The 25,478-nt window shown below is 70.2% G+C and carries 25 protein-coding genes; 18 read left to right on the forward strand and 7 right to left on the reverse strand.

Going from position 1 to position 25,478, the window contains the following annotated elements:
• Positions 1-6: 6 nt before the first annotated feature.
• The 7 genes from JKJ07_RS46230 to JKJ07_RS46260 are packed head-to-tail and all read left to right on the forward strand — an operon-like array spanning position 7 to position 7,206.
• Entirely contained in the window at positions 7-1,503 is a 1,497-nt protein-coding gene (locus JKJ07_RS46230) for a CoA-acylating methylmalonate-semialdehyde dehydrogenase (RefSeq protein WP_203078152.1), read from the forward strand.
• A gap of 14 nt (positions 1,504-1,517) precedes the next feature.
• On the forward strand, positions 1,518-2,447 hold the full coding sequence (locus tag JKJ07_RS46235; protein WP_203078153.1) for a TIM barrel protein: 930 nt from the start codon (positions 1,518-1,520) through the stop codon (positions 2,445-2,447).
• On the forward strand, positions 2,444-3,436 hold the full coding sequence (locus JKJ07_RS46240; protein WP_203078154.1) for a sugar ABC transporter substrate-binding protein: 993 nt from the start codon (positions 2,444-2,446) through the stop codon (positions 3,434-3,436). Before JKJ07_RS46235 ends, JKJ07_RS46240 begins: the two co-directional genes overlap by 4 nt.
• A 14-nt stretch (positions 3,437-3,450) precedes the next feature.
• Positions 3,451-4,512: an ABC transporter permease gene (locus JKJ07_RS46245; protein WP_203078155.1), complete on the forward strand. Its 1,062-nt coding sequence runs from the start codon at positions 3,451-3,453 to the stop codon at positions 4,510-4,512.
• Positions 4,513-4,514: 2 nt separating this feature from the next.
• Entirely contained in the window at positions 4,515-5,330 is an 816-nt protein-coding gene (locus tag JKJ07_RS46250; RefSeq protein ID WP_203078156.1) for an ATP-binding cassette domain-containing protein, read from the forward strand.
• A gap of 5 nt (positions 5,331-5,335) precedes the next feature.
• The gene (locus tag JKJ07_RS46255) at positions 5,336-6,352 is read left to right on the forward strand and encodes a Gfo/Idh/MocA family protein (protein ID WP_203078157.1); all 1,017 of its coding nucleotides are present in this window, start codon (positions 5,336-5,338) and stop codon (positions 6,350-6,352) included.
• Positions 6,349-7,206, forward strand: a complete 858-nt coding sequence (locus JKJ07_RS46260) for a sugar phosphate isomerase/epimerase family protein (RefSeq protein ID WP_203078158.1) — start codon at positions 6,349-6,351, stop codon at positions 7,204-7,206. Before JKJ07_RS46255 ends, JKJ07_RS46260 begins: the two co-directional genes overlap by 4 nt.
• Before the next feature lie 33 nt (positions 7,207-7,239).
• Here the strand turns inward: JKJ07_RS46260 and JKJ07_RS46265 are convergent, their stop codons facing one another.
• Both JKJ07_RS46265 and JKJ07_RS46270 read right to left on the reverse strand, forming a co-directional pair.
• Positions 7,240-7,716, reverse strand: coding sequence for an SRPBCC family protein (locus JKJ07_RS46265; protein WP_203078159.1), 477 nt, complete (start codon positions 7,714-7,716; stop codon positions 7,240-7,242).
• Positions 7,713-8,069, reverse strand: coding sequence for an ArsR/SmtB family transcription factor (locus JKJ07_RS46270; RefSeq protein WP_203078160.1), 357 nt, complete (start codon positions 8,067-8,069; stop codon positions 7,713-7,715). Before JKJ07_RS46270 ends, JKJ07_RS46265 begins: the two co-directional genes overlap by 4 nt.
• 84 nt (positions 8,070-8,153) lie before the next feature.
• Here JKJ07_RS46270 and JKJ07_RS46275 point away from each other — a divergent pair, with 84 nt between their 5' ends.
• A complete protein-coding gene (locus JKJ07_RS46275; protein ID WP_203078161.1) occupies positions 8,154-8,618 on the forward strand; it encodes a hypothetical protein in 465 nt (154 codons plus the stop codon).
• Positions 8,619-8,776: 158 nt separating this feature from the next.
• Here the strand turns inward: JKJ07_RS46275 and JKJ07_RS46280 are convergent, their stop codons facing one another.
• Positions 8,777-9,310 carry a TetR/AcrR family transcriptional regulator gene (locus JKJ07_RS46280; protein WP_203078162.1) on the reverse strand — a complete coding sequence of 178 codons (534 nt, stop codon included), beginning with the start codon at positions 9,308-9,310 and terminating at the stop codon, positions 8,777-8,779.
• A 154-nt stretch (positions 9,311-9,464) separates the two neighbouring features.
• On the opposite strand from JKJ07_RS46280, the gene JKJ07_RS46285 reads away from it, so the two are divergent.
• Entirely contained in the window at positions 9,465-10,508 is a 1,044-nt protein-coding gene (locus tag JKJ07_RS46285; RefSeq protein ID WP_203078163.1) for an NAD-dependent epimerase/dehydratase family protein, read from the forward strand.
• A 178-nt stretch (positions 10,509-10,686) separates the two neighbouring features.
• On the forward strand, positions 10,687-10,965 hold the full coding sequence (locus JKJ07_RS46290; protein ID WP_203078164.1) for a GlsB/YeaQ/YmgE family stress response membrane protein: 279 nt from the start codon (positions 10,687-10,689) through the stop codon (positions 10,963-10,965).
• A 202-nt stretch (positions 10,966-11,167) separates the two neighbouring features.
• Here the strand turns inward: JKJ07_RS46290 and JKJ07_RS46295 are convergent, their stop codons facing one another.
• Complete coding sequence (locus tag JKJ07_RS46295; RefSeq protein WP_203078165.1) at positions 11,168-12,169, reverse strand: sugar phosphate isomerase/epimerase family protein; 1,002 nt, start codon at positions 12,167-12,169, stop codon at positions 11,168-11,170.
• Between the two features lie 13 nt (positions 12,170-12,182).
• Positions 12,183-13,331, reverse strand: a complete 1,149-nt coding sequence (locus tag JKJ07_RS46300) for a Gfo/Idh/MocA family protein (RefSeq protein ID WP_203078166.1) — start codon at positions 13,329-13,331, stop codon at positions 12,183-12,185.
• Between the two features lie 86 nt (positions 13,332-13,417).
• Between JKJ07_RS46300 and JKJ07_RS46305 the strand changes: the two genes are divergently transcribed.
• Positions 13,418-14,467 (forward strand): LacI family DNA-binding transcriptional regulator, encoded by a 1,050-nt coding sequence (locus tag JKJ07_RS46305; protein WP_203078167.1) that lies wholly within the window; start codon positions 13,418-13,420, stop codon positions 14,465-14,467.
• 234 nt (positions 14,468-14,701) lie between these two features.
• The gene (ileS, locus tag JKJ07_RS46310; protein ID WP_203078168.1) at positions 14,702-17,815 is read left to right on the forward strand and encodes an isoleucine--tRNA ligase; all 3,114 of its coding nucleotides are present in this window, start codon (positions 14,702-14,704) and stop codon (positions 17,813-17,815) included.
• Positions 17,816-17,834: 19 nt separating this feature from the next.
• Here ileS and JKJ07_RS46315 read toward each other — a convergent pair whose 3' ends face one another.
• Both JKJ07_RS46315 and JKJ07_RS46320 read right to left on the reverse strand, forming a co-directional pair.
• On the reverse strand, positions 17,835-19,034 hold the full coding sequence (locus JKJ07_RS46315) for a glycoside hydrolase family 3 N-terminal domain-containing protein (protein ID WP_203078169.1): 1,200 nt from the start codon (positions 19,032-19,034) through the stop codon (positions 17,835-17,837).
• 71 nt (positions 19,035-19,105) lie between these two features.
• Positions 19,106-19,702, reverse strand: a complete 597-nt coding sequence (locus tag JKJ07_RS46320; protein WP_203078170.1) for a TetR/AcrR family transcriptional regulator — start codon at positions 19,700-19,702, stop codon at positions 19,106-19,108.
• A gap of 74 nt (positions 19,703-19,776) precedes the next feature.
• Here JKJ07_RS46320 and paaN point away from each other — a divergent pair, with 74 nt between their 5' ends.
• The 6 genes from paaN to paaB are packed head-to-tail and all read left to right on the forward strand — an operon-like array spanning position 19,777 to position 25,477.
• On the forward strand, positions 19,777-21,447 hold the full coding sequence (gene paaN / locus JKJ07_RS46325; protein WP_203078171.1) for a phenylacetic acid degradation protein PaaN: 1,671 nt from the start codon (positions 19,777-19,779) through the stop codon (positions 21,445-21,447).
• Positions 21,448-21,464: 17 nt separating this feature from the next.
• Positions 21,465-22,667 carry a thiolase family protein gene (locus tag JKJ07_RS46330; protein WP_203078172.1) on the forward strand — a complete coding sequence of 401 codons (1,203 nt, stop codon included), beginning with the start codon at positions 21,465-21,467 and terminating at the stop codon, positions 22,665-22,667.
• Positions 22,664-23,392: an enoyl-CoA hydratase/isomerase family protein gene (locus tag JKJ07_RS46335; RefSeq protein ID WP_203078173.1), complete on the forward strand. Its 729-nt coding sequence runs from the start codon at positions 22,664-22,666 to the stop codon at positions 23,390-23,392. Before JKJ07_RS46330 ends, JKJ07_RS46335 begins: the two co-directional genes overlap by 4 nt.
• Positions 23,389-24,261, forward strand: coding sequence for a 3-hydroxyacyl-CoA dehydrogenase family protein (locus JKJ07_RS46340; RefSeq protein WP_203078174.1), 873 nt, complete (start codon positions 23,389-23,391; stop codon positions 24,259-24,261). The genes JKJ07_RS46335 and JKJ07_RS46340 overlap by 4 nt, the downstream gene beginning before the upstream one ends.
• Entirely contained in the window at positions 24,258-25,184 is a 927-nt protein-coding gene (paaA, locus tag JKJ07_RS46345; protein WP_203078175.1) for a 1,2-phenylacetyl-CoA epoxidase subunit PaaA, read from the forward strand. Before JKJ07_RS46340 ends, paaA begins: the two co-directional genes overlap by 4 nt.
• Positions 25,181-25,477 (forward strand): 1,2-phenylacetyl-CoA epoxidase subunit PaaB, encoded by a 297-nt coding sequence (paaB, locus tag JKJ07_RS46350; protein ID WP_203078176.1) that lies wholly within the window; start codon positions 25,181-25,183, stop codon positions 25,475-25,477. Before paaA ends, paaB begins: the two co-directional genes overlap by 4 nt.
• The last annotated feature ends 1 nt before the right edge of the window (position 25,478 follow it).

A 25,478-nucleotide genomic window follows, 5' to 3' on the forward strand; every position in this document is an offset into this window, starting at 1 on the left:
ACTGTCATGGCAACGATCGAGCATTGGATCGGCGGCGAGTTCACCTCGGGCCGTTCCTCGCGCACCGGCCCGGTTTTCAACCCGGCCACCGGGCAGAAGCAGCACGACGTCGTGCTGGCCTCTTCTGACGACGTCGACGCCGCCGTGGCCGCGGCCCGTACGGCGTTCGACGAGTGGAGCCAGGCCTCGCTGAGCAAGCGCACAAAGATCCTGTTCAACTTCCGGGAGCTGGTCAACGCCCGGGTCAAGCCGCTGGCCGAGATCGTGTCGGACGAGCACGGCAAGGTGCTCTCGGACGCGGCCGGCGAGGTGCAGCGCGGGCTCGAGGTGATCGAGTTCGCCTGCGGGATCCCGCAACTGCTCAAGGGCGAATACAGCGACCAGGCCTCGACCGGCGTCGACGTGTTCAGCTTCCGCGAGCCGCTCGGGGTGTGCGCCGGGATCACACCGTTCAACTTCCCGGCCATGGTGCCGATGTGGATGCACCCGGTGGCGATCGCCTGCGGCAACACCTTTGTGCTCAAGCCCAGCGAGCGCGACCCGTCGGCGTCGAACTTCGTGGCCCAGTTGTGGCGCGAGGCCGGGCTGCCCGACGGCGTCTTCAATGTGCTGCACGGCGACAAGACCGCGGTCGACGGCCTGCTGCGGCACCCGGACGTGGCGGCCGTCTCGTTCGTCGGCTCGACCCCGATCGCCCGCTACATCCACGACGAGGCGAGCAAGCGCGGCAAGCGGGTGCAGGCCCTCGGCGGGGCCAAGAATCACGCCATCATCCTGCCCGACGCCGACCTCGAGTTCGCCGCCCGTCACTTGACCGCGGCCGCGTTCGGCTCGGCCGGCGAGCGGTGCATGGCGATCTCGGCCGCGGTGGCCGTCGGCGCGGCCGGGGACACGCTGGTCGACCTGGTCAACCGCAAGGCGGGCGAGGTCGTGGTGGGCAACGGGCGGGACCCGGCGAGCGAGATGGGTCCCGTGGTGACGGCCGCGGCCAAGCAGCGGATCGAGGGGCTGATCGAGAGCGGCGAGCGCGAGGGCGCCAAGGTCACGGTGGACGGGCGCGGGCTGACTGTGCCGGGCTTCGAGGAGGGGTTCTTCGTCGGGCCGACCGTGATCGACCAGGTCGAGCCGTCGATGGAGGTGTATCGGGAGGAGATCTTCGGGCCGGTGCTCTCGGTCGTGCGGGCCGACACCGTCGACGCGGCCATCGAGCTGATCAACAGCAACCCGTACGGGAATGGGACTGCGATCTTCACGTCGAGCGGGGAGGCCGCGCGGCGGTTCCAGCGCGGGGTGCGGGTCGGGATGATCGGCATCAACGTGCCGATCCCGGTGCCGATGGCCTATTACAGCTTCGGCGGCTGGAAGGACTCGCTCTTCGGCGACAAGCACATCCACGGTCCCGAGGGCGTCTCGTTCTACACGCGCGGCAAGGTCGTCACGTCGCGCTGGCCGCACGTCTCCCACGCGTACGACGCCTCCCTGCACTTCCCTACGGCTAGCTGAACCGGAGTCTGTTCATGGAAATTCGTCACCTGCAACTCGGTAGCTGCCCCGACTCGTGGGGGGTGTGGTTCGCCGACGACCCACGGCAGACTCCGTGGGCGCGGTTCCTCGACGAGATGGTCGCGTCGGGCTATTCGTGGCTGGAGCTGGGCCCGTACGGGTATCTGCCGACCGATCCTGCGCAGTTGCGCGACGAACTCGGGCAGCGGGGACTCAGCGTCGCCGGTGGCACAGTGGCCGGCGCCGGTGGGCCGCACAAGGACTTCGACGCGGTTCTTTCCGCCGCTCGCGATGTCGCTGCTCTGACCGCCGCGGTGGGTGGGGAAAACGTCGTATTTGTTCCCGTGCCAGGCTATCGCGACGACGTGACCAACGCCTATCTGGAGCCGGCCGAGCTCGACCCGGACGCCTGGCAGGCCTTGGTGCGCAACAGCAACACCCTCGGCAAGATCCTGCTCGAGGAGTACGGCGTCCACATGCGGTTCCACCCGCACGCCGACTACCAGGTGGAGACGCAGGCCCAGACCGAGCGCTTCCTCGCCGACACCGACCCCCGGTACGTCTCGCTGTGCCTGGACACCGGGCATCTCGCGTACCGGAAGGCCGACGTGCCCGGGATCATCCGCAAATACCCGGACCGGATCGGCTACGTGCACATCAAGCAGATGGACCCGGTCATCGCCGAGCGCGCCGTCAAGGAGGACCTCGCGTTCGGCAAGGCCGTGGCCCAGGGCGCGAGCGTCGAGCCCCCGGCCGGCGAGCCGAACGTGCCTGCCGTGCTCGACGCCCTCAGCGAGCTCGACGCCGAGCTGTTCGTCGTCGTCGAACAGGACATGTATCCGGTCGAGTTCGACGTGCCGCTGCCGATCGCGCAGCGCACCCGCACCTATCTCAACTCCGTCGGCCTGCACTCCCGTCCCAACTCAGCAGGAGAGAAAATATGACCCCTCGGACCCGCACCTTCCGGATACTCGCCGCCGGTGCGGCGGTGATGCTGGCCGCGGCCGCGTGCAGCGGCGGCGGTCGTGAGAAGACCGAAGACTCCGGTACGTCGGGCGGCAACGCGGCCGGCAGCTCGGGCTACACGATCGCGATGATCACGCACGAGACCCCTGGCGACACCTTCTGGGACAAGATCAAAAACGGGGCGCAGCAGGCCGCCAAGGACACCGGCGTGACGCTGAAATACTCGAACGACCCGGAGGCGACCAAGCAGGCGGTCCTGATCCAGAACGCCGTCGACTCCAAGGTCAACGGCATCGCCACCACGCTGGTCACCCCGGACGCGCTGGCCGGCTCGGTCAAGGCGGCGACCGAGGCCGGGATCCCGGTGGTCGGCTTCAACTCCGGCATCGACGACTACCAGAAGCTCGGCGCGCTGATGTATTTCGGCTCCGACGAGACCCTGGCCGGCACCACCGCCGGCAAGCGGATCGGCGACGCGGGCGCCAAGCACCCCCTCTGCGTGATCCAGGCGCAGGGCTCGGTCGCCCTCGAGGCGCGCTGCGCAGGCGTCAAGAGCGCCGTCCCCGGCACCGAGAACATCCAGGTCAACGGGGCCGACGACGCCTCGGTCGTGTCGACCCTGCAGGCCAAGCTGGCCCAGGACAAGTCGATCGACTACATCGTCACGCTCGGCGCCCCGATCGCCATCGACGCCCTCAAGGCCATGGACCAGGCCGGCAGCTCGGCCAAGCTGATCACCTTCGACCTCAACGCCGAGGCCGCGCAGGACATCAAGGACAAGAAGATCGAGTTCTCGATCGACCAGCAGCCGTACGTGCAGGGCTACATGGCCGTCACGTCGCTCTACCTGAACATCAAGAACGGCAACGACATCGGCGGCGGCAAGGCCGTGCTGACCGGGCCCTCGTTCGTCGACGCGTCGAACATCGACAAGATCGTCCCGTTCACGAAGAACAACACGCGGTAGCCGGGGGTGCAGTCATGAGCCAGACACTCGAGGCGCCCGCGCCGGCGCCGTCCGAACCCTCGAATCGCGTACGGATGGGCCTGGGACAACGGCTGCTGTCGCGGCCGGAGATCGGTGCCCTCGTCGCGGCGATCATCATCTTCGTGTTCTTCCTCGCGCTGGCGCCGTCGTTCCGCTCGGCCGAGTCCTTCTTCACCGTGCTCTACCAGTCCTCGGTGATCGGCATCGTCGCGGTCGGCGTCGGCCTGCTGATGATCGGCGGCGAGTTCGACCTGTCGGCCGGCGTCATCGTCTACACGGCCGGCCTGGCCAACTCCATGTTCTGCTGGTATTTCGGCGTCAACATGTGGGTCGGCGCATTCCTGTCGCTGCTGTTCTGCTTGGCGATCGGCTTCCTCAACGGCTATCTGGTGATGCGTACCGGCATTCCCAGCTTCCTCATCACGCTGGGCACCTTCTTCGTGCTGCAGGGGGCCAACCTCGGCGTCACCAAGCTGGTCACCGGCACGGTGTCCACTCCGGACGTCAGCCAGATCGCCGGCTTCGACTCGCTGGCCAAAGTCTTCTCGTCCAACTTCAAGATCGGTTCCGTGACGGTCTGGGGCTCGGTGCTCTGGTGGGTCCTCTTCGTCGGCCTCGCCGCCTGGACCCTGCAACGCACCCGGATCGGCAACTGGATCTTCGCGGTCGGCGGCAACGCGGACAGCGCCCGTGCGGTCGGTGTGCCAGTGGTGCGTACGAAGATCGGGCTCTTCATGACGGTCTCGTTCCTGGGCTGGTTCATCGGCATGCACCAGCTCTACCGCTTCAACACGCTGCAGTCCGGCAGCGGCGTCGGCAACGAGTTCCTCTACATCATCGCCGCGGTCGTCGGTGGCACCCTGCTGACCGGCGGCTTCGGCAACGCGATCGGCGTCGCCATTGGCGCGTTCATCTTCGGCATGACCAGCCTCGGCATCGTCTATGCGGGCTGGGACCCGAACTGGTTCAAGGCCTTCCTCGGCGTCATGCTGCTGCTCGCCGTGCTGGTCAACCTTTATGTGAAACGCATGGCCACCGCCAGGAAGGTGGGTTAGGCATGACTGACACTCTGGCCTCGCATGCCGATCAGACGCTGCACAAAAGCGAGCCGCTGATCGAGATGGAGGACGTCGGGAAGTCGTACGGGGCAATTCGGGCTTTGCGGGGAATCAATCTGCGCGTCGGCGCGGGCGAGGTGACCTGCGTGCTCGGCGACAACGGCGCCGGCAAGTCCACGCTGATCAAAATCATGTCGGGCCTGCACCCGCACAACGAGGGCAGCCTGCGCGTCGACGGTAAAGAGGTGTCGTTCTCGTCGCCGCGTGAGGCGCTCGGTCACGGCATCGCCACGGTCTATCAGGACCTCGCGGTGGTGTCGCTGATGGAGGTGTGGCGCAACTTCTTCCTCGGCTCCGAGCTGACCGCCGGCCGCTATCCGCTGGCCGGGCTCAAGGTCAGGCAGATGAAGGAGATCGCCGACAACGAACTGCGGAAAATGGGCATCGTCGTCAAAGACATCAACCAGCCCATCGGTACGCTCTCCGGCGGTCAGCGGCAGTGTGTGGCGATCGCGCGGGCCGTCTATTTCGGCGCGCGTGTGCTCATTCTCGACGAGCCGACCGCGGCCCTGGGTGTCAAGCAGTCCGGCGTGGTGCTGAAGTACGTCGCCGCGGCCCGGGACGCGGGGCTGGGCGTCGTCTTCATCACGCACAACCCGCACCACGCCTATCTGGTCGGCGACCACTTCGTGATTTTGAAGCTGGGGCGGATGGCGCTCGACAAGAACCGTAACGAGGTCGGGATCGACCAGCTCACCCAGCAGATGGCGGGCGGGGACGAGCTGGCCGAGCTGTCCCACGAGTTGAAGCGGTGAATACGATGTTGCAGGTCGGGGTTATCGGCACCGGCATGATCGGACAGGATCACATTCGGCGGATGACCTCGGTGCTGGCCGGGGTCCGGGTTGTCGCGGTCTCCGACGTGGATCTTGCGATTGCCGACTCTGTTGCCGGCCCGTTGGGCGCTTCTGTGCACAAATCGGGCGAATCGCTTATTTCGGATTCATCGGTCGAGGCCGTGGTGGTCTGCTCGTGGGGGCCGACCCACGAGCAGTACGTGCTGGCGGCGATCGCGGCGGGCAAGCCCGTGTTCTGCGAGAAGCCCCTGGCCACGACGCAGGAGGCGTGCCTGCGGATCCTCGAGGCGGAGGTCGCGCACGGCAGCCGGCTCGTGCAGGTCGGCTACATGCGGCGCTACGACGCGTCGTACCGGGCGCTCAAGGCGGTGCTGCGTACGGGCGAGCTCGGGGCGCCGCTGATGATGCATTGCGCCCACCGCAACGCGAGCGTGCCCGGCTTCTACGAGAAGGAGATGGCGATCACCGACACGGCCGTCCACGAGATCGACATGGTCCGCTGGATGTTCGGCGAGGAGATCACCGCCGTACGGGTGCTCCGCCCCCGCCGCAGCGCCAACGGCGGCGACCTGCAGGACCCGCTGATGCTGCTGTTCGAGATGGAGAACGGCGCGCTGGTCGACGTGGAAACCTCGGTCAACATCCGGTACGGCTACGACATCCGCGGCGAGATCGTGGGCGAGAACGGCACGGCGGCGCTCGGCTCGCTCAGCCCCGTCCAGGTGCGGGTGGCCGGCAAGACGTCCGACCCGGTCCCGGCCGACTGGCGGGAACGCTTCCTCACCGCGTACGACGTGGAATTCCAGGAATGGATCGACTCGCTGCGCACCGTGGGGCGGCCGATCGGCCCGAGCGCCTGGGACGGCTACGCGGCCGCCGTGGTCTCCGACGCCGGGGTGGCCGCCCTCCGCACAGGCGACCGCGTCCCCGTCCTCCTGACCGAACGCCCCAAGCTGTACGCCACGGAGGTCCCCGCATGAAGATTGCGCTCGACCCCTACATGCTCCGGCGCACACCCCTGCTCGAACTGCCACGTGCCGTGGCCGACCTTGGCTATCACCACATCGAACTCTCACCCCGCGACGACTTTCTTCCGTTCTTCCTCCACCCGCGCGTGGACAAATCGGGCGTAGCGGCGTTCCGGAAGGCCCTCGCTTCCGCCGGCGTAGAAGTGGCGTCGGTGCTGCCGCTCTATAAGTGGTCCGGACCGGACGAGGACGAGCGGCAGGCCGCCGTACGGTATTGGAAGCGGGCCATCGAGATCACCGTCGATCTCGGCGTCGACGTGATGAACTCCGAGTTCAACGGCCGTCCGGAGCGGGCGGCCGAGTCGGAGGCGCAGTTCTGGCGTTCGATGGAGGAGCTGCTGCCGATCTTCGAGCGCGAGGGCGTGCGGCTCGTGCTCGAACCGCACCCCGACGACTTCCTCGAGGACGGCATCGGGGCGGTCAACCTGATCCGCGGCATCAACTCCGAGCTGGTCAGCTTCCTCTACTGCTGCCCCCACACGTTCCACCAGGGCGGCAATCTGGCCGAGATCATCCGGTACGCCGGTCCGCTGCTCACGCAGGTGCACATCGCCGACTCGTTCGACTTCCGCGCCTCGTCGGGCCTGCGCTACATCGTCAACCCGCCCGGCTCCACCGCCCGTATTCACCAGCATCTCGACATCGGACAGGGCGAGGTCGACTGGGATGGGTTCTTCGGTTCGCTCAACGAGGTCGGCTTCGACGGCATCGCCACCGTGTGCGTCTTCGCCTGGGAGGAGCGGGCCGAGGACAGCGCCCGCTACAACCTGAGCCAGATCAACCAGTATCAGCAGAGGCATTCTTAGATCAGGGGGCCGCCGGGTGGGCGGCCCCCCATCTCAGGCTTCGGTCAGCGCGACGAAGCGCTGCAGGTAGAGCGGCCAGCCCTGGTCGTCGGCGACGCCGTCGCGCAGCGATTCCCAGCCCGGGCCGTGGCGGTCGAGGTTGCGGTGTTCCAGTTCGACCCGCGTACGGTCGGGGGTCTCGGCGATGAAGCGGACCTCGACCTCGCTCGTGTTCTCCAGGTCGGTCTCGAGGGTCCACTGCACCCCGATGTCCCAGCTGAAGACCACCCGGTCCGGCGGATCGTAGGCCAGCACCCGCGCCCACGACCAGACGCGGCCGTCCTCCACGACGTCGTAGATGCGGCCACCCACGTACGGCTCGAGCACCGTCTCCTTGATCGGTGAATCCAGCAGGTTGTGATCGCGCGGCTTGATGTCGCCGAACCGCGTCGTGAACAGCTCGAACGCCCGCTCGCGCGACGCCTTCACGACGACGTGCCGCAGCACGACCTGCTCGGTTGCCTCGGTCATGACTTCCCCTCGTCCTGCTCCGGTGCCTCGGTCACGGCATTCCTCTCGTCGTCCTCGACGATCTCCTCGAAACCCTGCAGCGTCCGCTTCCAGAACATGTCGAGCTGGTCGCGGAGCGCGGAAACCCCCGCCGGGTTGAGCCGATAGACCCGCCGCGTGCCCGCCGCCTCGTCGTCCACCAGCCCCGCGTCCTTGAGCACCTTGAGGTGCTGGGACACGGCGGGCCGGCTGATCGGCAACGTGTCGGCGAGCTCGCCCACGGCCCGGGGCCGCTCGGCCAGGCACTCCACGATGGCGCGCCGGCTCGGATCCCCGAGAATCTCCCACCCGTCGGGCCTTTGGTAAGTACCCACGAACGGTAAGCTACGACTTACCAAAGCCGCCGTCAAGCGTCCCGGGGTCGACAGCGGCGACACATCTCCGGCAGCATGCCGTGCGTGGCGGGGGAAGCGTGGGCGGCGTTGACGTCGCTGGGCGGGGTCGCCCTGGGCGGCGGGCTGTCGTTTCTGGTGCAGCGCACCACTCAGCAGACGGCAGCTCGGCTGGAACAGTCCAAACAGGAGGCCGTACGGACCGAGGCGCGTCGGGCCGAGCGCCTGGCCCTGCTGGAACGCTTCATCACCGTCGCCGCGGACGCGGAACGATGCGCCTTCAGCCGCCCGCCGGATTGGGTGGAGGGCGATGAGTGGCACACGCCCACCCAGGCCGTGATGAACCGCTTCTGGGTCGAGGAACGCATGATCCGCGTCCTGTTCCCCCCGCCGGTCCACGACGCCGCGCGCGCCTACTTCCTCGTGCTCAACGGCGCCGTCTGGGAGGGCCTACCCGAAGGCCGCACCGTGGCCAACGCAATCGAGGAGCCGCATAGAGCATTCCTCGACGCCGCCCGCACCGCCCTCTGACGCCCCGCCCCCTTTTTCCGCCCACTCTTGACCTTCTACCTGGTCGCTCTCGCCCCTTCTCCCTATCCACTCTTTGCCTTCTGCCTGGTCGCCCCTCGGCGCCGTTGACGACCATCGCGGCGAACGATCCGGCACGAACCTGTCCACGTGACGGGTGATCAGCGAGTGGAGTGAGAGCTCAGGCCGTCCAGGATCAGAGTGAGAATCGGCTCTGTGCGGTCGGGGGCGGCGCGCCAGAGGGCTCCGGTGAGTTGGAGGAAGTCGGCGGGTTCGGCGTCGGGGCGGATTGTGTTGTTTTGCTTGCCGGCGTCGAGCAGGTGGGTGATCGCGGTGATGACCGGGCCGTAGGAGCGTTCGGTGATCGATGCGTGGGCGGTCGCGCTGAGGGCGCCGCCGAGGCCGTGCTTCTTGCGCATGGCGTCGACCAGATCGAGGGTCCAGAGGCGGAGTGCCTCCAGCGGGGTCTGGGCTTCGAGCAGGGCGGTGACCGTGTCGGCCAGTTTGTCGATCTCCTCTTGGTAGATGTCGAGGATGAGGGCTTCGCGGTTGGGATAGTTGCGGTAGAGGGTGCCGGGGCCGACCCCGGCCCGCTGGGCGATCTGGTTCATCGAGGTGTCGCCGTCCTCGGTGAACGCCTCGCGGGCGGCCGCGAGGATGCGAGCGCGGTTCTCGCGGGCGTCTGAGCGAACCATGTCTCCCCTGCCGGACGGGTACCTCACGACATTAGCGGAGATATCTCCGGATCACCATGACGTGCAAGTGGAGAAATCTCCGGATAGCCGTTGCGCAAGCGGAGAGGTCTCCGTTAACTTCGAGCGGAGACGACCGAACGGCTGGGAGAAGACGATGGCGAACGTATTGGTGACCGGCGGCACAGGCTACATCGCCGGCTGGTGCATGCTGGCCCTGCTCGACGCGGGGCACTCGGTCCGCACGACGGTGCGCGATCTGGCCCGCGAACCACAGCTGCGCGAATCGCTTCGACGGAGCAGCACGGGGCCCAGCGACATGCCGGGGCACGGCGGGGCCGAGAGTGCTGACAGGCTGCGGGTGTTTCGTGCCGACTTGCGGAGCGACGAGGGCTGGCGGGAGGCGGTCGACGGCTGCGACTACGTGCTGCACGTCGCCTCGCCCACGTTGACTCAGGTGCCGCGCAGCGACGACGAGATGGTTCGGCCGGCCGTCGACGGTGCCTTGCGAGTCTTGCGGGCGGCCCGGGCGGCGGGCGTGCGGCGGGTGGTGCTGACCTCCGCGATCGGCGCCATCGCGTACGGGCATGACCGGCGGGACACCCCGTTCACCGAGCGGGACTGGACGAACGTCGACGCCGACATCGCGCCGTACCAGAAATCGAAGACCCTGGCCGAGCGCGCCGCCTGGGATTACGCAGCGGGCAGCGGCCTCGAACTGGCCACGGTCAACCCCACCGCCGTGCTCGGTCCGGTGCTCGGGCCCGACTACTCGCCTTCGCTCAACGCGATCGCGCAGATGCTCGACGGTTCGATGCCGGCCCTGCTGCCGTTCGCGACCGGCTACGTCGACGTCCGTGACGTGGCCGCGCTGCACCTGCTCGCCATGACCGAGCCGGCCGCGGCGGGTGAACGGTTCATCGCCACCGCGGGGCACAGTTTGTGGTTGCGCGAGGTCGCCGCCGTGCTGCGCGACCGGCTCGGCGAGCGCGCGGCCAAGGTGCCGACCCGGGAGATGCCGCTGCTGGTGGCGCGCGGGCTGGCCAAGGTCAATCCGCAGATGCGGAACCTGCGCGCGCTGATCGGCCGCAACCTCGACGCGTCCTCGGCCAAAGCCGAACGACTGCTGGGCTGGAAGACCCGCCCGATCGAGGACACGATCGTCGACACCGCCGAGAGTCTGCTCGCCCTCCCGAGCTGACCGACGAACGGCCCGAAGAGCGGCACGAGTCAGGAGAAGGTAAGGAGCGGATAGGGAGAAGGGGCGGGATGAAGGGGTGACGAATTACGCGTTGGTCAGTTGACACACAATTGTCATGGGTAGCCGGCGGAGCCCCTGGGGATTGATGAGGCAACGTCGATTCGAGGGAGCAAGTCACATGACCGTCACCGGAATCATCACCGCGCTCATCGTGGGTCTGATCGTCGGAGCGCTGGGCCGGTTGGTCGTGCCCGGCCGGCAGAACATCCCGATCTGGCTGACGATGCTCATCGGTGTCGTCGCGGCCCTGCTGGGCACCGTGATCGCCCGTGCCGCTGGGGTCAACACCTCCGGATTCAGCGTGCTGGAACTCGTCATCCAGGTGGTCGTGGCCGCCGTGGGTGTGGCCATCGTCGCAGGCACGGCCGGCCGCCGCGGCCGCCGAGCGCTGCGCTGACCAAGAGCCGAGCGCCGCGCCGAGCAAAGAGCCGAGTGCCGCGCTAAGCAAGAGTCGAGCGCAGCGCTGCGCAAAGCCGAGCGCTGCGCTGAGCAAGAGCCGCGCACAAGCCGCAGCCGTCAGCGCTGAGCCAACTCGGTGTCGCGCTTGATCTCTCATCGGACCCCGTCCCGCCGACCCTCGCGGGGCGGGGTCCCGTGTGTCAGATGCCTGCCTTGCGGCCTGCGGCGATCAGGTTTTCGGCGGCCTGTCGCAGGCCCTCGATCTGGTCGAGCTCGGTGTCCTCATGCTCGATGTTGACGGCCATGTCGGGGTCGATGCGGTGCAACGCCTGCAGGAACGGCACCCAGAACTCGTCGCCGTGCCCGCGGCCCACGGCGACGAACTGCCACGCCGGCTCGGACGGCCACTGGTTGAGCGTGTTGCGGCCGCCGAGGTTGAGCGGGTTCTGATCCTCCGGCGTACGGGAGAAGCGGTCGTCGAGAACCCCGAAGCGGCGCGCGTTGGCCTCGTTGATGCGCGTGTCTTTCGCGGCGGCGTGGAAGACCCGGTCGCCCAGGAACTCGATGGCGGCCACCGGATCCATGCCCTGCCAGAACAGGTGGCTCGGGTCCATCTCGGCGCCCACGTGCGTGGCGTTCGTCTGCTCGATCAGGCGCAGCAACGTGGGCGGGTTGAACACCAGATTGTGCGGGTGCATCTCGATGCAGACCTTGACGTCGGCGTCGGCCGCCCGGGCCTGGATGTCGCGCCAGAACGGGACGGCGACCTGCTGCCACTGGTAGTCGAGCACGTCGAGCCACTGGCTGTCCCACGGGTTGACCACCCAGTTCGCCACCGTGGCGCCGGGTTCGCCGCCGGGCAGGCCCGACATGGTGACCACGCGCTTGACCCCGAGCTGGGCGGCCAGTTCGATGCTGCGGCGCAGGTCTTCCGCGTGACGCGGGCCGACCAGCGGGTCGGGGTTGAGCGGGTTGCCGTTGCAGTTGAGCCCGGTCAGCGTGATGCCGGCCTGGGTGTAGCGGCCCAGGTATTCCTCGCGGGCGCCCGCGCTGGCCAGCAGGTCGTCGATCGGGATGTGGGGCGCGGCGATGAAGCCACCGGTGTTGATCTCGGCACTGGTCAGGCCCATCTCGCCGAGGATCTTGAGGGTCTCGTCGAGGGGGCGGTCGTGCAGGCAGGCGGTGTAGGCACCGAGGCGCATGGGCGGGGTCCTTTCAGGATTGGGCGGCGGACACGACCGCCTCGAGGACGCGCAAGTTGTGCAGGCCGTGGGCCAGGTCGGGGCAGGGTGGCAGCCCCTTGACGCCGGCGATCTGGTCGAGGAACGCGCGGGCCTGATAGACGAAGAAGTCGTTCTGCCCGTGGCCGACGGTGGGGAAATCCATGGGCAGGCCCCGCGCGACGTACGGATGCCAGGGGCCGATGAGGACCGTGCGGGCGCCGTTGACCGCGATGTCGGGACCGCCGTCGATGATGCTGAACTCGGCCGGGCGGGTCAGGTCGAACGAGGCCGTGCCGTTCTCGCAGAAGAGGTCGACGCGCAGGGTGTTGGCGTGGCCGAACGCGACCCGCGACAGCGAGAACGTGCCGACCGCGCCGCTCGCATAGCCGGCGGTGAACGTGCAGACGTCTTCGTTCTCCACGGGGGCGCGCTCGTCGCTGAGCTGGACGCCACCGGCGTGGCCCACGGCGACCCCGATGGGCTTGGGCCGATCCTTGATCAGGGTGGCCATGGTCGTGCCGTGGACGTCGGTGGTGTCGCCGCAGAAGAACTCGGCCAGGTCGGTCATGTGGCTGCCGATGTCGGCCAGCACGCCCGAGCCCGGGCCGCCCTGATAACGCCAGCTCATCGGGCGCTGCGGGTCGAAGCCGTAGTCGCACCAGTAGTTGCCGACGAAGTGGCGGACCGGGCCGAGCGCACCCTCGACCTGCTCCTTGAGCGCATTGAGGGCGGGGGAGCGGCGGAACGTGAACCCGGTCGCGCCGACCTGGCCGGGAGCGGCGGCGGCCGCGGCCACCATCGCCTCGCCGTCGGCCACGTTCGGGGCCAGCGGCTTCTCGCAGAGCACGTGTTTGCCCGCGGCCAGCGCGGCCTCGACGATCTCGCGATGCAGGCTGTTGGCCACGGCGACGCTGACCGCGTGGACGTCGGGCGCGTCGACGACGGCGCGCCAGTCGGTCTCGGCGCGCTCGTAGCCGTAGCGCGCGGCGGCGTCGGCGGCGAACGGCTCGTGCAGGTCGGCGATCGCGACCAGGCGCGGGGCGGGCTGGTCCAGGCCGAAGACGGTGGCGGCCTGGCGATAGGCGTTGGCGTGAGCGCGGCCGACCATGCCCGCGCCGATGACTGCGACTCCGACTGTCATGGGCACCTCTTTAAAGCGCTTTAAGGACGCCTGTAATATCGATGTTGATCTCGCTGGGTGTCAAGTCGTGTGCAAGGAGTGAAATAGTGGATCAGCGACCGCGGCTGTCCGACGTGGCGGCCCGCGTCGGCGTCTCGCCCGCCTCGGTCTCGCTCGTGCTGCGCGGCGCCCCCGGCCCGAGCGCCGAGACCCGCGAGCGGGTGCTGGCCGCCGCGGCCGAGCTGGGCTATCGCGCTGATCGCACGGCCAGCCTGCTCGCCCGCCGCCGGCGCCACCTGCTGGGCGTGCTGCTCGACGTGCGCAACCCGTTCCACGCCGAGCTGGTCGAGGAGATCCAGGTCGAGGCCGATCAGGCCGGCTACGAGGTGGTGCTCTCCACGCTCACCCGGGCCCGCGACGAGGCCCGCGCCCTCGAGACCCTGCTCGACTTCCGGTGCGAGGCCCTCATCCTGCTCGGCCCCGACGCGCCCGATGCCGCCCTGGCCGCGCTGGCGGCCCAGGTGCCCTGTGTCGTGGTCGGCCGCATGGCGCGCGGGCTCGACGTCGACGTGGTGCGCCCGGCCGACGACGTGGGGGTCGACGCCGCGCTCGACCACCTGATCGATCTCGGACACACCCGGATCGCGTTCGTCGACGGTGGGCGGGGTGCGGTGGCCTCCGCCCGGCGGCGCGGATATCGGCGGGCGATGCGCCGGGCCGGGCTCGAGGCGGCGGTGCTCCACGGCGATCACACCGAGGAGGGCGGCGTACGGGTGGGCCGGCTGCTCGCCGCCGCCCCCGACCGGCCGACCGCGGTCGTCACCTCCAACGACCGGCTCGCCGTGGGCCTGATGGACGCGCTGCTCCGGGCCGGCGTCGACGTGCCCGGCGACGTCTCGGTGGTCGGCTACGACGACAGCAGCCTGGCCCGGCTGGCCCACATCGACCTGACCTCGGTCAACCAGGACGCCCCGGCCCAGGCCCGCGACGCCGTGCGGGCCGCGGTCTCGCGCCTCGACGGCGGCCGCACGACGGCGAGCGAGATGGTTCTGGTCCCCCGTCTGGTGATCCGCGGAAGCACTGCGGAAAACCTCATGGCAGCCCGCCGGCCGAGCCCGGTAGCATCATCGGCGCAGGGCACTGATGGGGACGAGTAGGACCGCACGCAGCCAGGAGAGACCCGGGGACGGTGGAAGCCCGGGGGTGTGCGCGGCCCGAAGATCACCCCGGAGCCGCCGGAGGAAAGGCCGCAGGGCCGAGTAGAACCGGCAGCAATCCACTTCGAGTGGGCCGCGGGCACGACCGCCGCGGTCAAAGAGGGTGGTACCGCGGGGTAAAACTCGTCCCTCTGTTGATGACGTATGACACGACACGTCCGACGGAGGAATGCCTTGTATCGCCCGGTGCCCGCGCAGGTCGACCTGCCCGCCCTCGACCACGACGTCCTGCGCTTCTGGCAGGACAACAAGATCTTCGCGCGCAGCCTCGAGCAGTCCGCGGGCCGCCCGGAGTGGGTCTTCTACGAGGGCCCGCCCACCGCCAACGGCATGCCCGGGGCCCACCACATCGAGGCGCGCGTCTTCAAAGACGTCTTCCCGCGCTATCGCACGATGAAGGGCTTCCACGTCGCCCGCAAGGCCGGGTGGGACTGCCACGGGCTCCCGGTCGAGCTCGCGGTGGAGAAGGAGCTCGGCTTCAGCGGCAAGCAGGACATCGAGGCGTACGGGGTGGCCGAGTTCAACGCCCGCTGCCGCGCCTCCGTCACCCGCCACACCGACGCGTTCGCCGAGCTCACCGAGCGCATGGGCTACTGGGTCGACATGGCCGACGCGTATCGCACGATGGATCCGGACTACATCGAGTCGGTCTGGTGGTCGCTGCAGCAGATCTTCGACAAGGGCCTGCTGGTCGAGGACTTCCGCGTCGCCCCCTGGTGCCCGCGCGACCAGACGACGCTCTCCGACCACGAGCTCGCCCAGGGCTACGAGACCGACGTCGACCCCGCCGTCTACGTCCGGTTCCCCCTCACCTCGGGCCCGCTCGCCGGCACCACGTCGCTGCTGGTCTGGACGACCACGCCGTGGACCTTGGTCTCGAACACGGCCGTCGCAGTCAACCCCACCGTCTCGTACGTGGTGATGACCGACGGCGACGAGCGGCTGGTGCTCGCCGAGCCGCTCGCGAGCCAGGTGCTGGGCGAGGGCTGGACGGCCACCGGCGAGACGTTCACCGGCGCCGAGCTCGAACGCTGGACGTACAAGCCGCCCTTCCAGCTGGTCGAGGTGCCCGACGCGCACATCGTCATCCTGGCGAACTACGTGACGACCGACAGCGGCACCGGCCTCGTGCACCAGTCCCCGGCCTTCGGCGCGGACGACCTCGCCAGTTGCCGGGCGTACGGGCTGCCCATGGTCAATCCGGTGCGGCGCGACGGCACGTTCGAGGCCGAGTTGCCGATGGTGGGCGGCCTCTTCTTCCGTACGGCCAATGAGCCGCTGGTCGAGGAGCTGCGGCGCACCGGCCTGCTGTTCCGCCTCGACCCGTACGAGCACCAGTATCCGCACTGCTGGCGCTGCCACACCGCGCTGATCTACTACGCCCAGCCGTCGTGGTACGTGCGCACCACCGCCGTACGGGATGCGCTGTTGCGGGAGAACGAGAAGACGACCTGGCAGCCGGAGACGGTCAAGCACGGCCGCTACGGCGACTGGCTCAACAACAACGTCGACTGGGCGCTGTCCCGCAACCGCTACTGGGGCACGCCGCTGCCCATCTGGCGCTGCCCCGAGGGCCACCTGACCTGCATCGGCTCGCTGGCCGAGCTCGGTGAGAAGGCCGGCCGCGACCTCGCCGGGCTCGACCCGCACCGGCCGTTCATCGACGAGGTGACCTTCGCCTGCCCGCAGTGCGCGGCGACGGCGACCCGCGTGCCCGAGGTCATCGACGCCTGGTACGACTCGGGTTCGATGCCGTTCGCCCAGTTCGGCTATCCGTACAAGAACAAGGAGCTCTTCGAGCAGCGCTTCCCCGCGCAGTTCATCTCCGAGGCGATCGACCAGACCCGCGGCTGGTTCTACACGCTGATGGCGGTGAACACGCTGGTCTTCGACCGTTCGTCCTACGAGACCGTCGTCTGCCTGGGCCACATCCTCGCCGAGGACGGCCGCAAGATGTCCAAGCACCTCGGCAACATCCTCGAGCCGATCCCGCTGATGGACACGCACGGCGCCGACGCGGTCCGCTGGTTCATGGCCTGCGTCGGCTCGCCCTGGTCGGCCCGCCGGGTCGGGCACAACACGCTGCAGGAGGTCGTCCGCAAGACGCTGCTGACGTATTGGAACACCGTCGCGTTCCAGGTGCTCTACGGCCGGTCCTCGGGCTGGACGCCGTCGGCCGCCGACCCCGCGCCGGCCGAGCGCACGCTGCTCGACCGCTGGGTGCTGTCCGAGCTGAACGACCTGGTTCGCAAGGTCGACGCGGCGTTCGCGGGCTTTGACACCCAGGAGGCGGGCCGGCTGCTGGCCGCGTTCGTCGACGACCTGTCCAACTGGTACGTGCGCCGCAGCCGCCGCCGGTTCTGGCGCGGTGACCCGGCCGCGCTGGCCACGCTGCACGAGGCCCTGCGCACGGTGACGCTGCTGATGGCGCCGCTGACGCCGTTCGTGACCGAGCGCGTGTGGCGCGACCTGGTCGTCGAGGTCGACCCGCAGGCGCCCGAGTCGGTGCACCTGGCCGCGTTCCCGGAGCCCGACGAGTCGCTGGTCGACCCGGCCCTGTCGACGCAGATGGCGCTGGTCCGGCGGCTGGTCGAGCTGGGCCGGGCGGCCCGCGCCGAGTCGGGCATGAAGGTGCGCCAGCCGCTGTCGCGCGCCCTCGCCTCGGCCGCCGGCTTCGACACCCTGCCGGCCGGCCTGCGCGCCGAGATCGCCGCGGAGCTCAACGTGGGCGAGGTCGGCTCGGTCGCCGGTTCCTTCGTCGACACCACCGCCAAGGCCAACTTCCGTACGCTGGGCCGGCGGTTCGGCAAGAAGGTGCAGGTGGTCGCGCAGGCCATCGCCGCGGCCGACGCCGCCGAGCTGAAGGACGCGCTGCGGGCCACGGGCACGGCGTCGCTCGAGGTCGACGGCGAGCAGATCGCGCTGGGTCCCGACGAGGTCGTCATCACCGAGACCCCGCGGGCCGGCTGGGCCGTGGCCTCCGACTCGGGCGCCACTGTGGCGCTCGACCTGTCGCTCACCCCTGAGCTGCGCCGGGCCGGCATCGCCCGCGACGCGGTCCGCCAGATCCAGGAGGCCCGCAAGGCGAGCGGCCTGGAGGTCTCCGACCGCATCGAGCTGCGCTGGTCGGCCGAGGGCGAGACGGCCCAGGCCCTGACCGAGCACGCCGCCCTGGTGGCCGACGAGGTGCTGGCCACGTCCTATGCGGAGGGCGAGGCCGGCTGGCCCGGCGCCCAGCAGTTCGCCGACGAGTCGATCGGCCTGGTGTTCGCGCTACGTAAAGCCTGACCGGGAACGGGTGGCGCCGTCAGCCGCAGCGGAGGAGGCCGGCCTTCTCCTTCGTCTGCAGGACGTGGCGGGCGGCGTCGTCCACCCGGGAGCGGAAGGACTGATCGGTTTCGGCCTTGTTGATGAGAGCGCCGGCCATCGGGGCGGCGTCGGAGGCGACGATCGTCAGCACCATGTCGCCCCCTGCGGCGACGAACCGGGTCGCGCGCTGGGCCGGGGAGACGCCGGTGACGGCCCGCGCCGCCCCGAGGTCGTCCGAGATCACCAGGCCGTCGAAGCCGATCCTCTCCCGGAGCAGGCCGGTGATGATCGGCTTCGAGAAGGCGGCGACCGCGGCGGGGTCGAGCTTCGGATAGCGCGCCGACGAGATCATCACGGCGGCCGAACCGGCGTCGATGCCCGCCTTGAACGGGGCCATGTAAGGATCGTCGACCGTCGCGACGTTGTCGGTCGCGCCCGTCGAGACGTCGGTGTTGACGCGGACGCGGCCCAGCCCCGGGAAGTGCTTGAGCGTCGTCAGCACGCCGGCGTCCTGCGAGGCGGGAACGACCGTGCGGATGGCCGCGGCCACCCGGGCCGGGTCGGAGCCGAACTCCCGGCGGAACGCCCCGATCGGCGGGTTGCCCTCGCCGATGCTCTTCGGGACGGTGTCGGCGACCGGGGCCAGGTTGAGGTTCACGCCGATGCCGGTCAGGCGGCGGGCGCTCGCGCGGGTGGTGTCGCGCAGCGTCGCCGGCGAGCCGGGGCCGAGCCGGAAGGCCGACGGCAGCCGCGGGAAGTCGGGGCCCTTGAGGGTCTGCACGCTGCCGCCCTCCTGGTCGACGGCCACGAGCATCGGCACGGCCGAGCCTTTCTGCAGGCCGGCGATGTCCGACTTGAGCTGGGCGGCGGTGTGCGTGCTGCGGCCGCGCAGGAAGGCCCCGCCGACGTGATAGCGCCGCAGCGTGTCACCGGCGCCGCTGGGCGCGTTCACCGCGACGCCGATCATGAGCAGCTGGCCGACGCGTTCGGCCAGGTCGAGCCCGTCCAGGGTCGTGGTGACGCAGTCCGCGGGCGGAGGCGCAACGGAAGCGGGTGGAGGCGCGGCGGAGGAGGGCAAAGGCGCGGCGGAGGAGGGCGCGGGCGCCGCGGAAGAGGGTGCGGGCGCGGCGGCCGGGGGATCGCCGGGGGAACAAGCGCCGAGGAGGACGACCGCGGCGACGGCCAGGCTTCGCTTCATCGGCGCCCACGCTAGCCAATCCGGGCACTCCCGCAACCCGGCGTGCCCGGCCGGGGGAGGAGTTGTGAAGATCAGGTGCGCAGGCCGTCGAAGGCCAGCACGGTCACCGCGTCGGCGATCGCCTCGGCGCCACCGGGCCGGGGCCGATACCACTCGGTGAGGGAGTTGACCATGCCGAGCAGCAGGCGCGCCGCGGTCGGCGGGTCAACATCGGGCCGTACGTCCCCCTCGGCCTGAGCCTGCTTGACGAGCTCGGTGACCAGCCCGTCGAACTCGCGCCGGCGGGCCAGGGCGTGCTGCTCGGCCTCGGTGTTGCCGCGCACGCGCAGCAGCACCGTCACGTACTCGAAGCGGTCGGACAGCACGATCACGCTGCGCCGGATCAGCTGCTCGAGTCGTTCGAGGGCGGGGACGTCGAGCGCGCGCACCTCGTCGGCCGCCTCGAACAGGCCGTCGAGTGCCCGGTCCATCGCCATCTGCAGCAGCTGCTCCTTGCTGGCGATGTGGTGATAGACGCTCGATTTGGTGATCCCGAGCGCCACCGCGAGGTCGTACATGCTCGTGTAGTCGTAGCCGCGCTCGTTGAACAGCCGCACCGCGACGGCCAGCACGGCATCCTGGTCATGACCGGGGCGTCCGCGCCGGCGGGGCGCAGCAGAAGATGCCATTGTCGCTCCCGGGGTTGATTTACCTACCGAACGGACGGTAGATAAATAGGCACGCGAGCGCAAGGGAGCGCAGGATGACCACCCCCGCCGAGTTCTACGAGACGCATGCCGAACTGCTCGACCAGGCCGTGAAGGCGACCACCGCCCGCGACTACTGGTCGGCCTTCCCCGAGTCGCCCAGCAAGTCGGTCTACGGCGAGACCGCCGCCGCCGAGGGCCAGCGCGCCTTCCAGGCCCTGCTCGGCGAGCCGTTCCCGATCGAGGTGCCCGGCGCCGAGGGCAGCGTCTCCACCGAGCGCTCGCCGTGGGGTCTCGAGCTGGGCGTCAGCTATCCCAAGGCCGACCCCCTGGCCCTGATCGCCGCGGCCCGCGCCGCCACCCCGGCCTGGCGCGCCGTCGGGCCGCAGGGCCGGGCCGGGGTCGCCGCCGAGATCATCAAGAGGATCAACGCGCGCAGCTTCGAGCTCGCGCACGCCGTGCAGCACACCACGGGCCAGGCCTTCGTCATGGCGTTCCAGGCCGGTGGCCCCCACGCGCAGGATCGCGCGCTCGAGGCGGTGGCCTACGCGCTGGCCGCCACGAGCAGCATCCCGGCCACCTCCGAGTGGAGCAAGCCTCAGCGTGGCGGCGACCCGCTGCGCCTGACCAAGACCAGCACGGTCGTCGGCCGCGGCGTCTCCCTGGTCGTCGGCTGCACCACCTTCCCGACGTGGAACAGCTATCCCGGCCTGTTCGCCAGCCTCGTCACGGGCAACCCGGTGATCGTCAAGCCGCACCCGGGCGCCGTGCTGCCGCTCGCCATCACCGTGCAGATCTGCCGCGAGGTGCTGGCCGAGGCGGGCCAGAGCCCCGACCTGGTCAGCCTGGCCGTCGAGCAGCCCGGCGACGGCATCGCGGCCACGCTGGCCACCCACCCCGACGTCCGCATCGTCGACTTCACCGGCTCGAGCGAGTTCGGCAACTGGCTCGAGGCGAACGCCCGCCAGGCCGTGGTCTACACCGAGAAGGCCGGGCTCAACACGGTCGTCGTCGACTCCACCGACGACTACAAGGGATTGCTGCGCAACCTGTCCTTCTCGCTCTCGCTCTACAGCGGCCAGATGTGCACGACCCCGCAAAACATCCTGGTCCCGGCGGCAGGCATCGAGACCGACGCCGGTCACCGCAGCGTCGAGGAGTTCGGGGCCGACCTGGCCGCGGCGCTCGACAAGCTGCTCGGCGACCCGGCGCGCGCGGCCGGCACGCTCGGCGCGATCGTCAACGACGGCGTGCTGGCCCGGCTCACCGAGGCGGCCGGCGCGAGCAGCGTCATCCACCCCACGGCCGAGGTCGCCGACGAGCAAAACCCCGGAGCCACAATCCGTACGCCGGTGGTTGTCGGCCTCGACGCCGCCGACGAGAAGGCGTACACGCGGGAGTGGTTCGGTCCGGTCTCGTTCGTGATCACCACCGAGTCGACCGAGCACAGCCTGCGCATCCTGGTCGAGACGGTGCGGGCCCACGGCGCGCTCACCGCCCTGGTCCACTCGACCAAGCCCAAGGTGCTGGCCGCGGCCCGCGAGGCGGCCCTCGACGCGGGGGTGCACCTCGCCGAAAACCTCACGGGCGGCGTGTTCGTCAATCAGACTGCCGCGTTCAGCGACCTGCACGGCTCGGGGGCCAACCCGGCCGCCACGGCCTCGCTGAGCGACGACCACTTCGTCACCGGCCGGTTCTTCACCCTGCAGTCCCGCCACCACATCTGAGCACCGGAGGATCCACGATGGCTGAGGCCTTCCTCGTCGGCGGCGTCCGCACCCCCCAGGGCAAATACGGCGGCGCGCTCGCCGGTGTGCGCCCCGACGATCTCGCCGGGCTGGTCGTCCGGCAGGCGGTGGCCCGCGCCGGGGTGCCCGCCGACGAGATCGACGAGGTCGTGCTGGGCGCGGCGAACCAGGCGGGGGAGGACAACCGCAACGTGGCCCGCATGGCGGCGCTGCTCGCGGGCCTGCCCGACACGGTCCCGGGTTACACGGTCAACCGGCTCTGCGCCAGCGGCCTGACCGCGATCGTGTCGGCGGCCAACCAGATCCGGGCCGGCGAGGCCGACCTGATCGTGGCCGGCGGCGTCGAGTCGATGACCCGGGCGCCGTGGGTGATGCAGAAGCCGGGCACCCCGTGGGCCCGTCCCGGCGAGGTGGTCGACACGTCGCTGGGCTGGCGTTTCACCAACCCGGTGTTCAAGGAGCACGACAAGGGCGCCGGTCGCGGCCCGGAGGATCGCCGGATCACGCTCAGCATGGGCGAGACGGCCGAGGAGGTGGCCGCGCTCGACGGCATCACCCGGGCCGAGAGCGACGCGTTCGCGCTGCGCAGCCACGACCGGGCGATCGCGGCGATCGACGCGGGCCGCTTCGCCGGCGAGATCGTGCCGGTCGGCGACGCGAGCACCGACGAGATCCCGCGCCGCGGTTCCACGCTGGAAAAGCTGGGCGGCCTCAAGACGGTCTTCCGAGCCGGTGGCGTCGTCACGGCCGGGTCGTCGTCCCCGCTCAGCGACGGCGCCGCCGCGCTGGTCGTGGCCAGCCGGGCCGCCGTCGAGCGCTACGGCCTGACCCCGCGCGCCCGCGTGGTCACCGCGGCCAGCGCCGGGGTGCCGCCGCAGCTCATGGGTCTGGGCCCGGTGCCCGCCACCGAGAAGGCGCTCGACCGGGTGGGCTGGGCGACGACCGACCTCGACGCGGTCGAGCTCAACGAGGCGTTCGCGGTGCAGTCCCTCGCGGTGATCCGCCGGCTCAAGCTCGACGAGGAGCGGGTCAACGCCGACGGCGGCGCGATCGCGCTCGGCCACCCGCTGGGCTGCTCGGGCGCGCGCATCACGGTCACGCTGCTGGGCCGCATGGAGCGCGAGAACGCCCGCCGCGGCCTGGCCACCCTGTGCGTCGGTGTCGGCCAGGGCGTCGCGATGCTGCTGGAACGGCCGTGACGACACTCGCCGTCGAGGAGCTCGACGACCGCGTGGTGGTGACGTTGCAGCGGCCCGAGGCCCGCAACGCCATCAACGCGGCCATGGTCGGCGAGCTGCACGACGTGTGCGCGGCCCTGGAGGCGAAGCCCCGGCTGCTGCTGATCACCGGCGCCGGGGGCACGTTCGCCGCCGGGGCCGACATCGGCGAGCTGCGCGACCGCGGCCGCGAGCAGGCCCTGCTGGGCATCAACCGGGGGGTCTTCGACCGGATCGCCAAGCTGCCGCTGCCGGTCGTGGCCGCGGTGGACGGCTACGCGCTGGGCGGGGGCGCCGAGCTGGCGTACGCGTGCGATGTGCGCCTGGCCTCGCCGGCCGCCGTCTTCGGCAATCCGGAACCGGGACTGGGCATCCTGGCCGCGGCGGGCGCCTGCTGGCGGCTGCGTGAGCTGCTCGGCGCCTCGGTCGCCAAGCAGGTGCTGCTGGCCGGGCGGCGGCTCGACGCCGACGACGCGCTGCGGTTCGGGCTGGTGGCCGAGGTGGTGCCGGCCGAGAAGCTGCTCGAGCGCGCGCATGCCGTGCTCGATCGGATGGCCCGTACGGGGGCTCTGGCTCTGCGCCTCACCAAGCTGGTCGCCGACGGGGGCGGGCACCCGCTGACCGACGACCTGGCCCAGGCGATCCTGTTCGAGTCCGACGAGAAGCGCGCGCGGATGGACGCCTTCCTCGCCGGTGGTCGGTCATGAGCGCGCCGGTGGCGGTGGTGCCGAAGCTCGTCGCCGTGATCGGCGGCGGGCGGATGGGGGCGGGGATCGCGCAGGTCTTCGCCGTCGCGGGCTCGATGGTGGGCCTGGTCGAGCGCGATCCCGCGGCGGCCGCGGCGGCCCGCGACAGGGTGGCCATGGGCCTGCTGCGGGCCGCGGAGAAGGGCGTTCTCGACGAATCCGCCGACGCGGTGCTCGAACGGCTGCGGCTGGTCGACGACGTGAGCGGGCTGAGCCCCGACACCGATCTGGTGGTCGAGGCCGTGCCGGAGGACGCCGCCCTCAAGGTCAAGGTGCTGGCGGCGGCCGAGCGGGTCCTGGGCGAGCAGACGGTGCTGGCCAGCAACACCAGTTCGCTGTCGATCACCGGCCTGGCCGACGGGCTGCGACGGCCCGAGCGCTTCGTGGGCATGCACTTCTTCAACCCGGTGCCGGCCAGCAAGCTCGTCGAGATCGTCACCAGCTCGCTCACCGGTGATGCCGCGCGCGAGGCGGCCCGCTCGTGGGTGGCCGGGCTCGGCAAGAGCGAGGTCGTCGTCCGGGATTCGCCTGGGTTCGCCACCAGCCGGCTCGGGGTGCTGCTCGGCCTCGAGGCGATCCGCATGCTCGAGGAGGGCGTGGCCGACGCCGCCTCGATCGACCGGGCGATGGAACTGGGCTATCGCCACCCGATGGGCCCGCTGCGCTCCACCGACCTGGTCGGGCTCGACGTGCGGCTGGCCATCGCCGAGCATCTGCACCGCGAGCTGGGGGAGCGTTTCGCCCCGCCGCGGCTGCTGCGCGACAAGGTGGCCCGCGGCGAGCTGGGCCGCAAGGCGGGTCAGGGCTTCTTCAGCTGGGAGGCGTCATGAGTGGTGAGCAGGCATTTACCGCGACGATCGAGAAGGATCAGCGGATCGAGCCCCGCGACTGGATGCCCGACGGCTATCGCGCGACGATGATCCGGCAGATCGCGCAGCACGCCCACTCCGAGATCATCGGGATGCAGCCCGAGGGGGCCTGGATCACCCGGGCCCCGTCGTTGCGGCGCAAGGCGATCCTGCTGGCCAAGGTGCAGGACGAGGCCGGCCACGGGCTCTATCTGTATTCGGCGGCCGAGACGCTGGGCGCCGACCGGGGCGACCTGACCCGCCGGCTCATCGAGGGCCGCCAGAAGTACTCGTCGATCTTCAACTATCCGACGCTGACGTTCGCCGACGTCGGGGTGATCGGCTGGCTCGTCGACGGGGCCGCGATCTGCAACCAGGTGCCGCTCTGCCGCAGCTCGTACGGGCCGTACGCGCGGGCGATGATCCGGATCTGCAAGGAGGAGTCGTTCCATCAGCGGCAGGGCTACGAGCTGCTGATGACGATGATGCGCGGCACCGAGGCCCAGCGCGAGATGGTGCAGGACGCGGTCAATCGCTGGTGGTGGCCGTCGCTGATGATGTTCGGCCCGCCCGACGGCGACTCGCCCAACACGGCCCGGTCGATGGCCTGGAAGATCAAGCGGCACACCAACGACGAGCTCCGGCAGCGGTTCGTCGACATGAGCGTGCCCCAGGCCGACGCGCTCGGGGTCCGGCTGCCCGACGACGACCTGCGGTGGAACGCCGACCGCGGGCACTACGACTTCGGCGCGATCGACTGGTCGGAGCTCAAGCGCGTGATCGCGGGCGACGGCCCGATGAACGCCGAGCGGATCGCCCACCGGCGGCGGGCCGACGAGGACGGCGCCTGGGTGCGGGAAGCGGCCGCGGCCCACGCGGCCAAGACACGGGAGGTGCGCGCATGAGCGGCGAGGTCCGGCACGAGTGGCCGCTGTTCGAGGTGTTCGTGCGGGCCAAGCGCGGCCTCAACCACGTGCATGTGGGGTCCCTGCGGGCCGCCGACCACGAGATGGCGGTGCATCACGCGCGCGATCTCTACACGCGGCGCAACGAGGGCGTGAGCATCTGGGTGGTGCGCTCTGACGACGTGGTGGCCTCCGGCCCGGACGAGAAGGACGCGTTCTTCGCGCCCAGCGGCGACAAGGTCTACCGCCACCCGACGTATTACGCCATTCCCGACTCGGTCCCGCACATCTGAG

It is taken from the genome of Paractinoplanes lichenicola, assembly GCF_016785085.1.
GTDB lineage: Bacteria > Actinomycetota > Actinomycetes > Mycobacteriales > Micromonosporaceae > Actinoplanes > Actinoplanes lichenicola.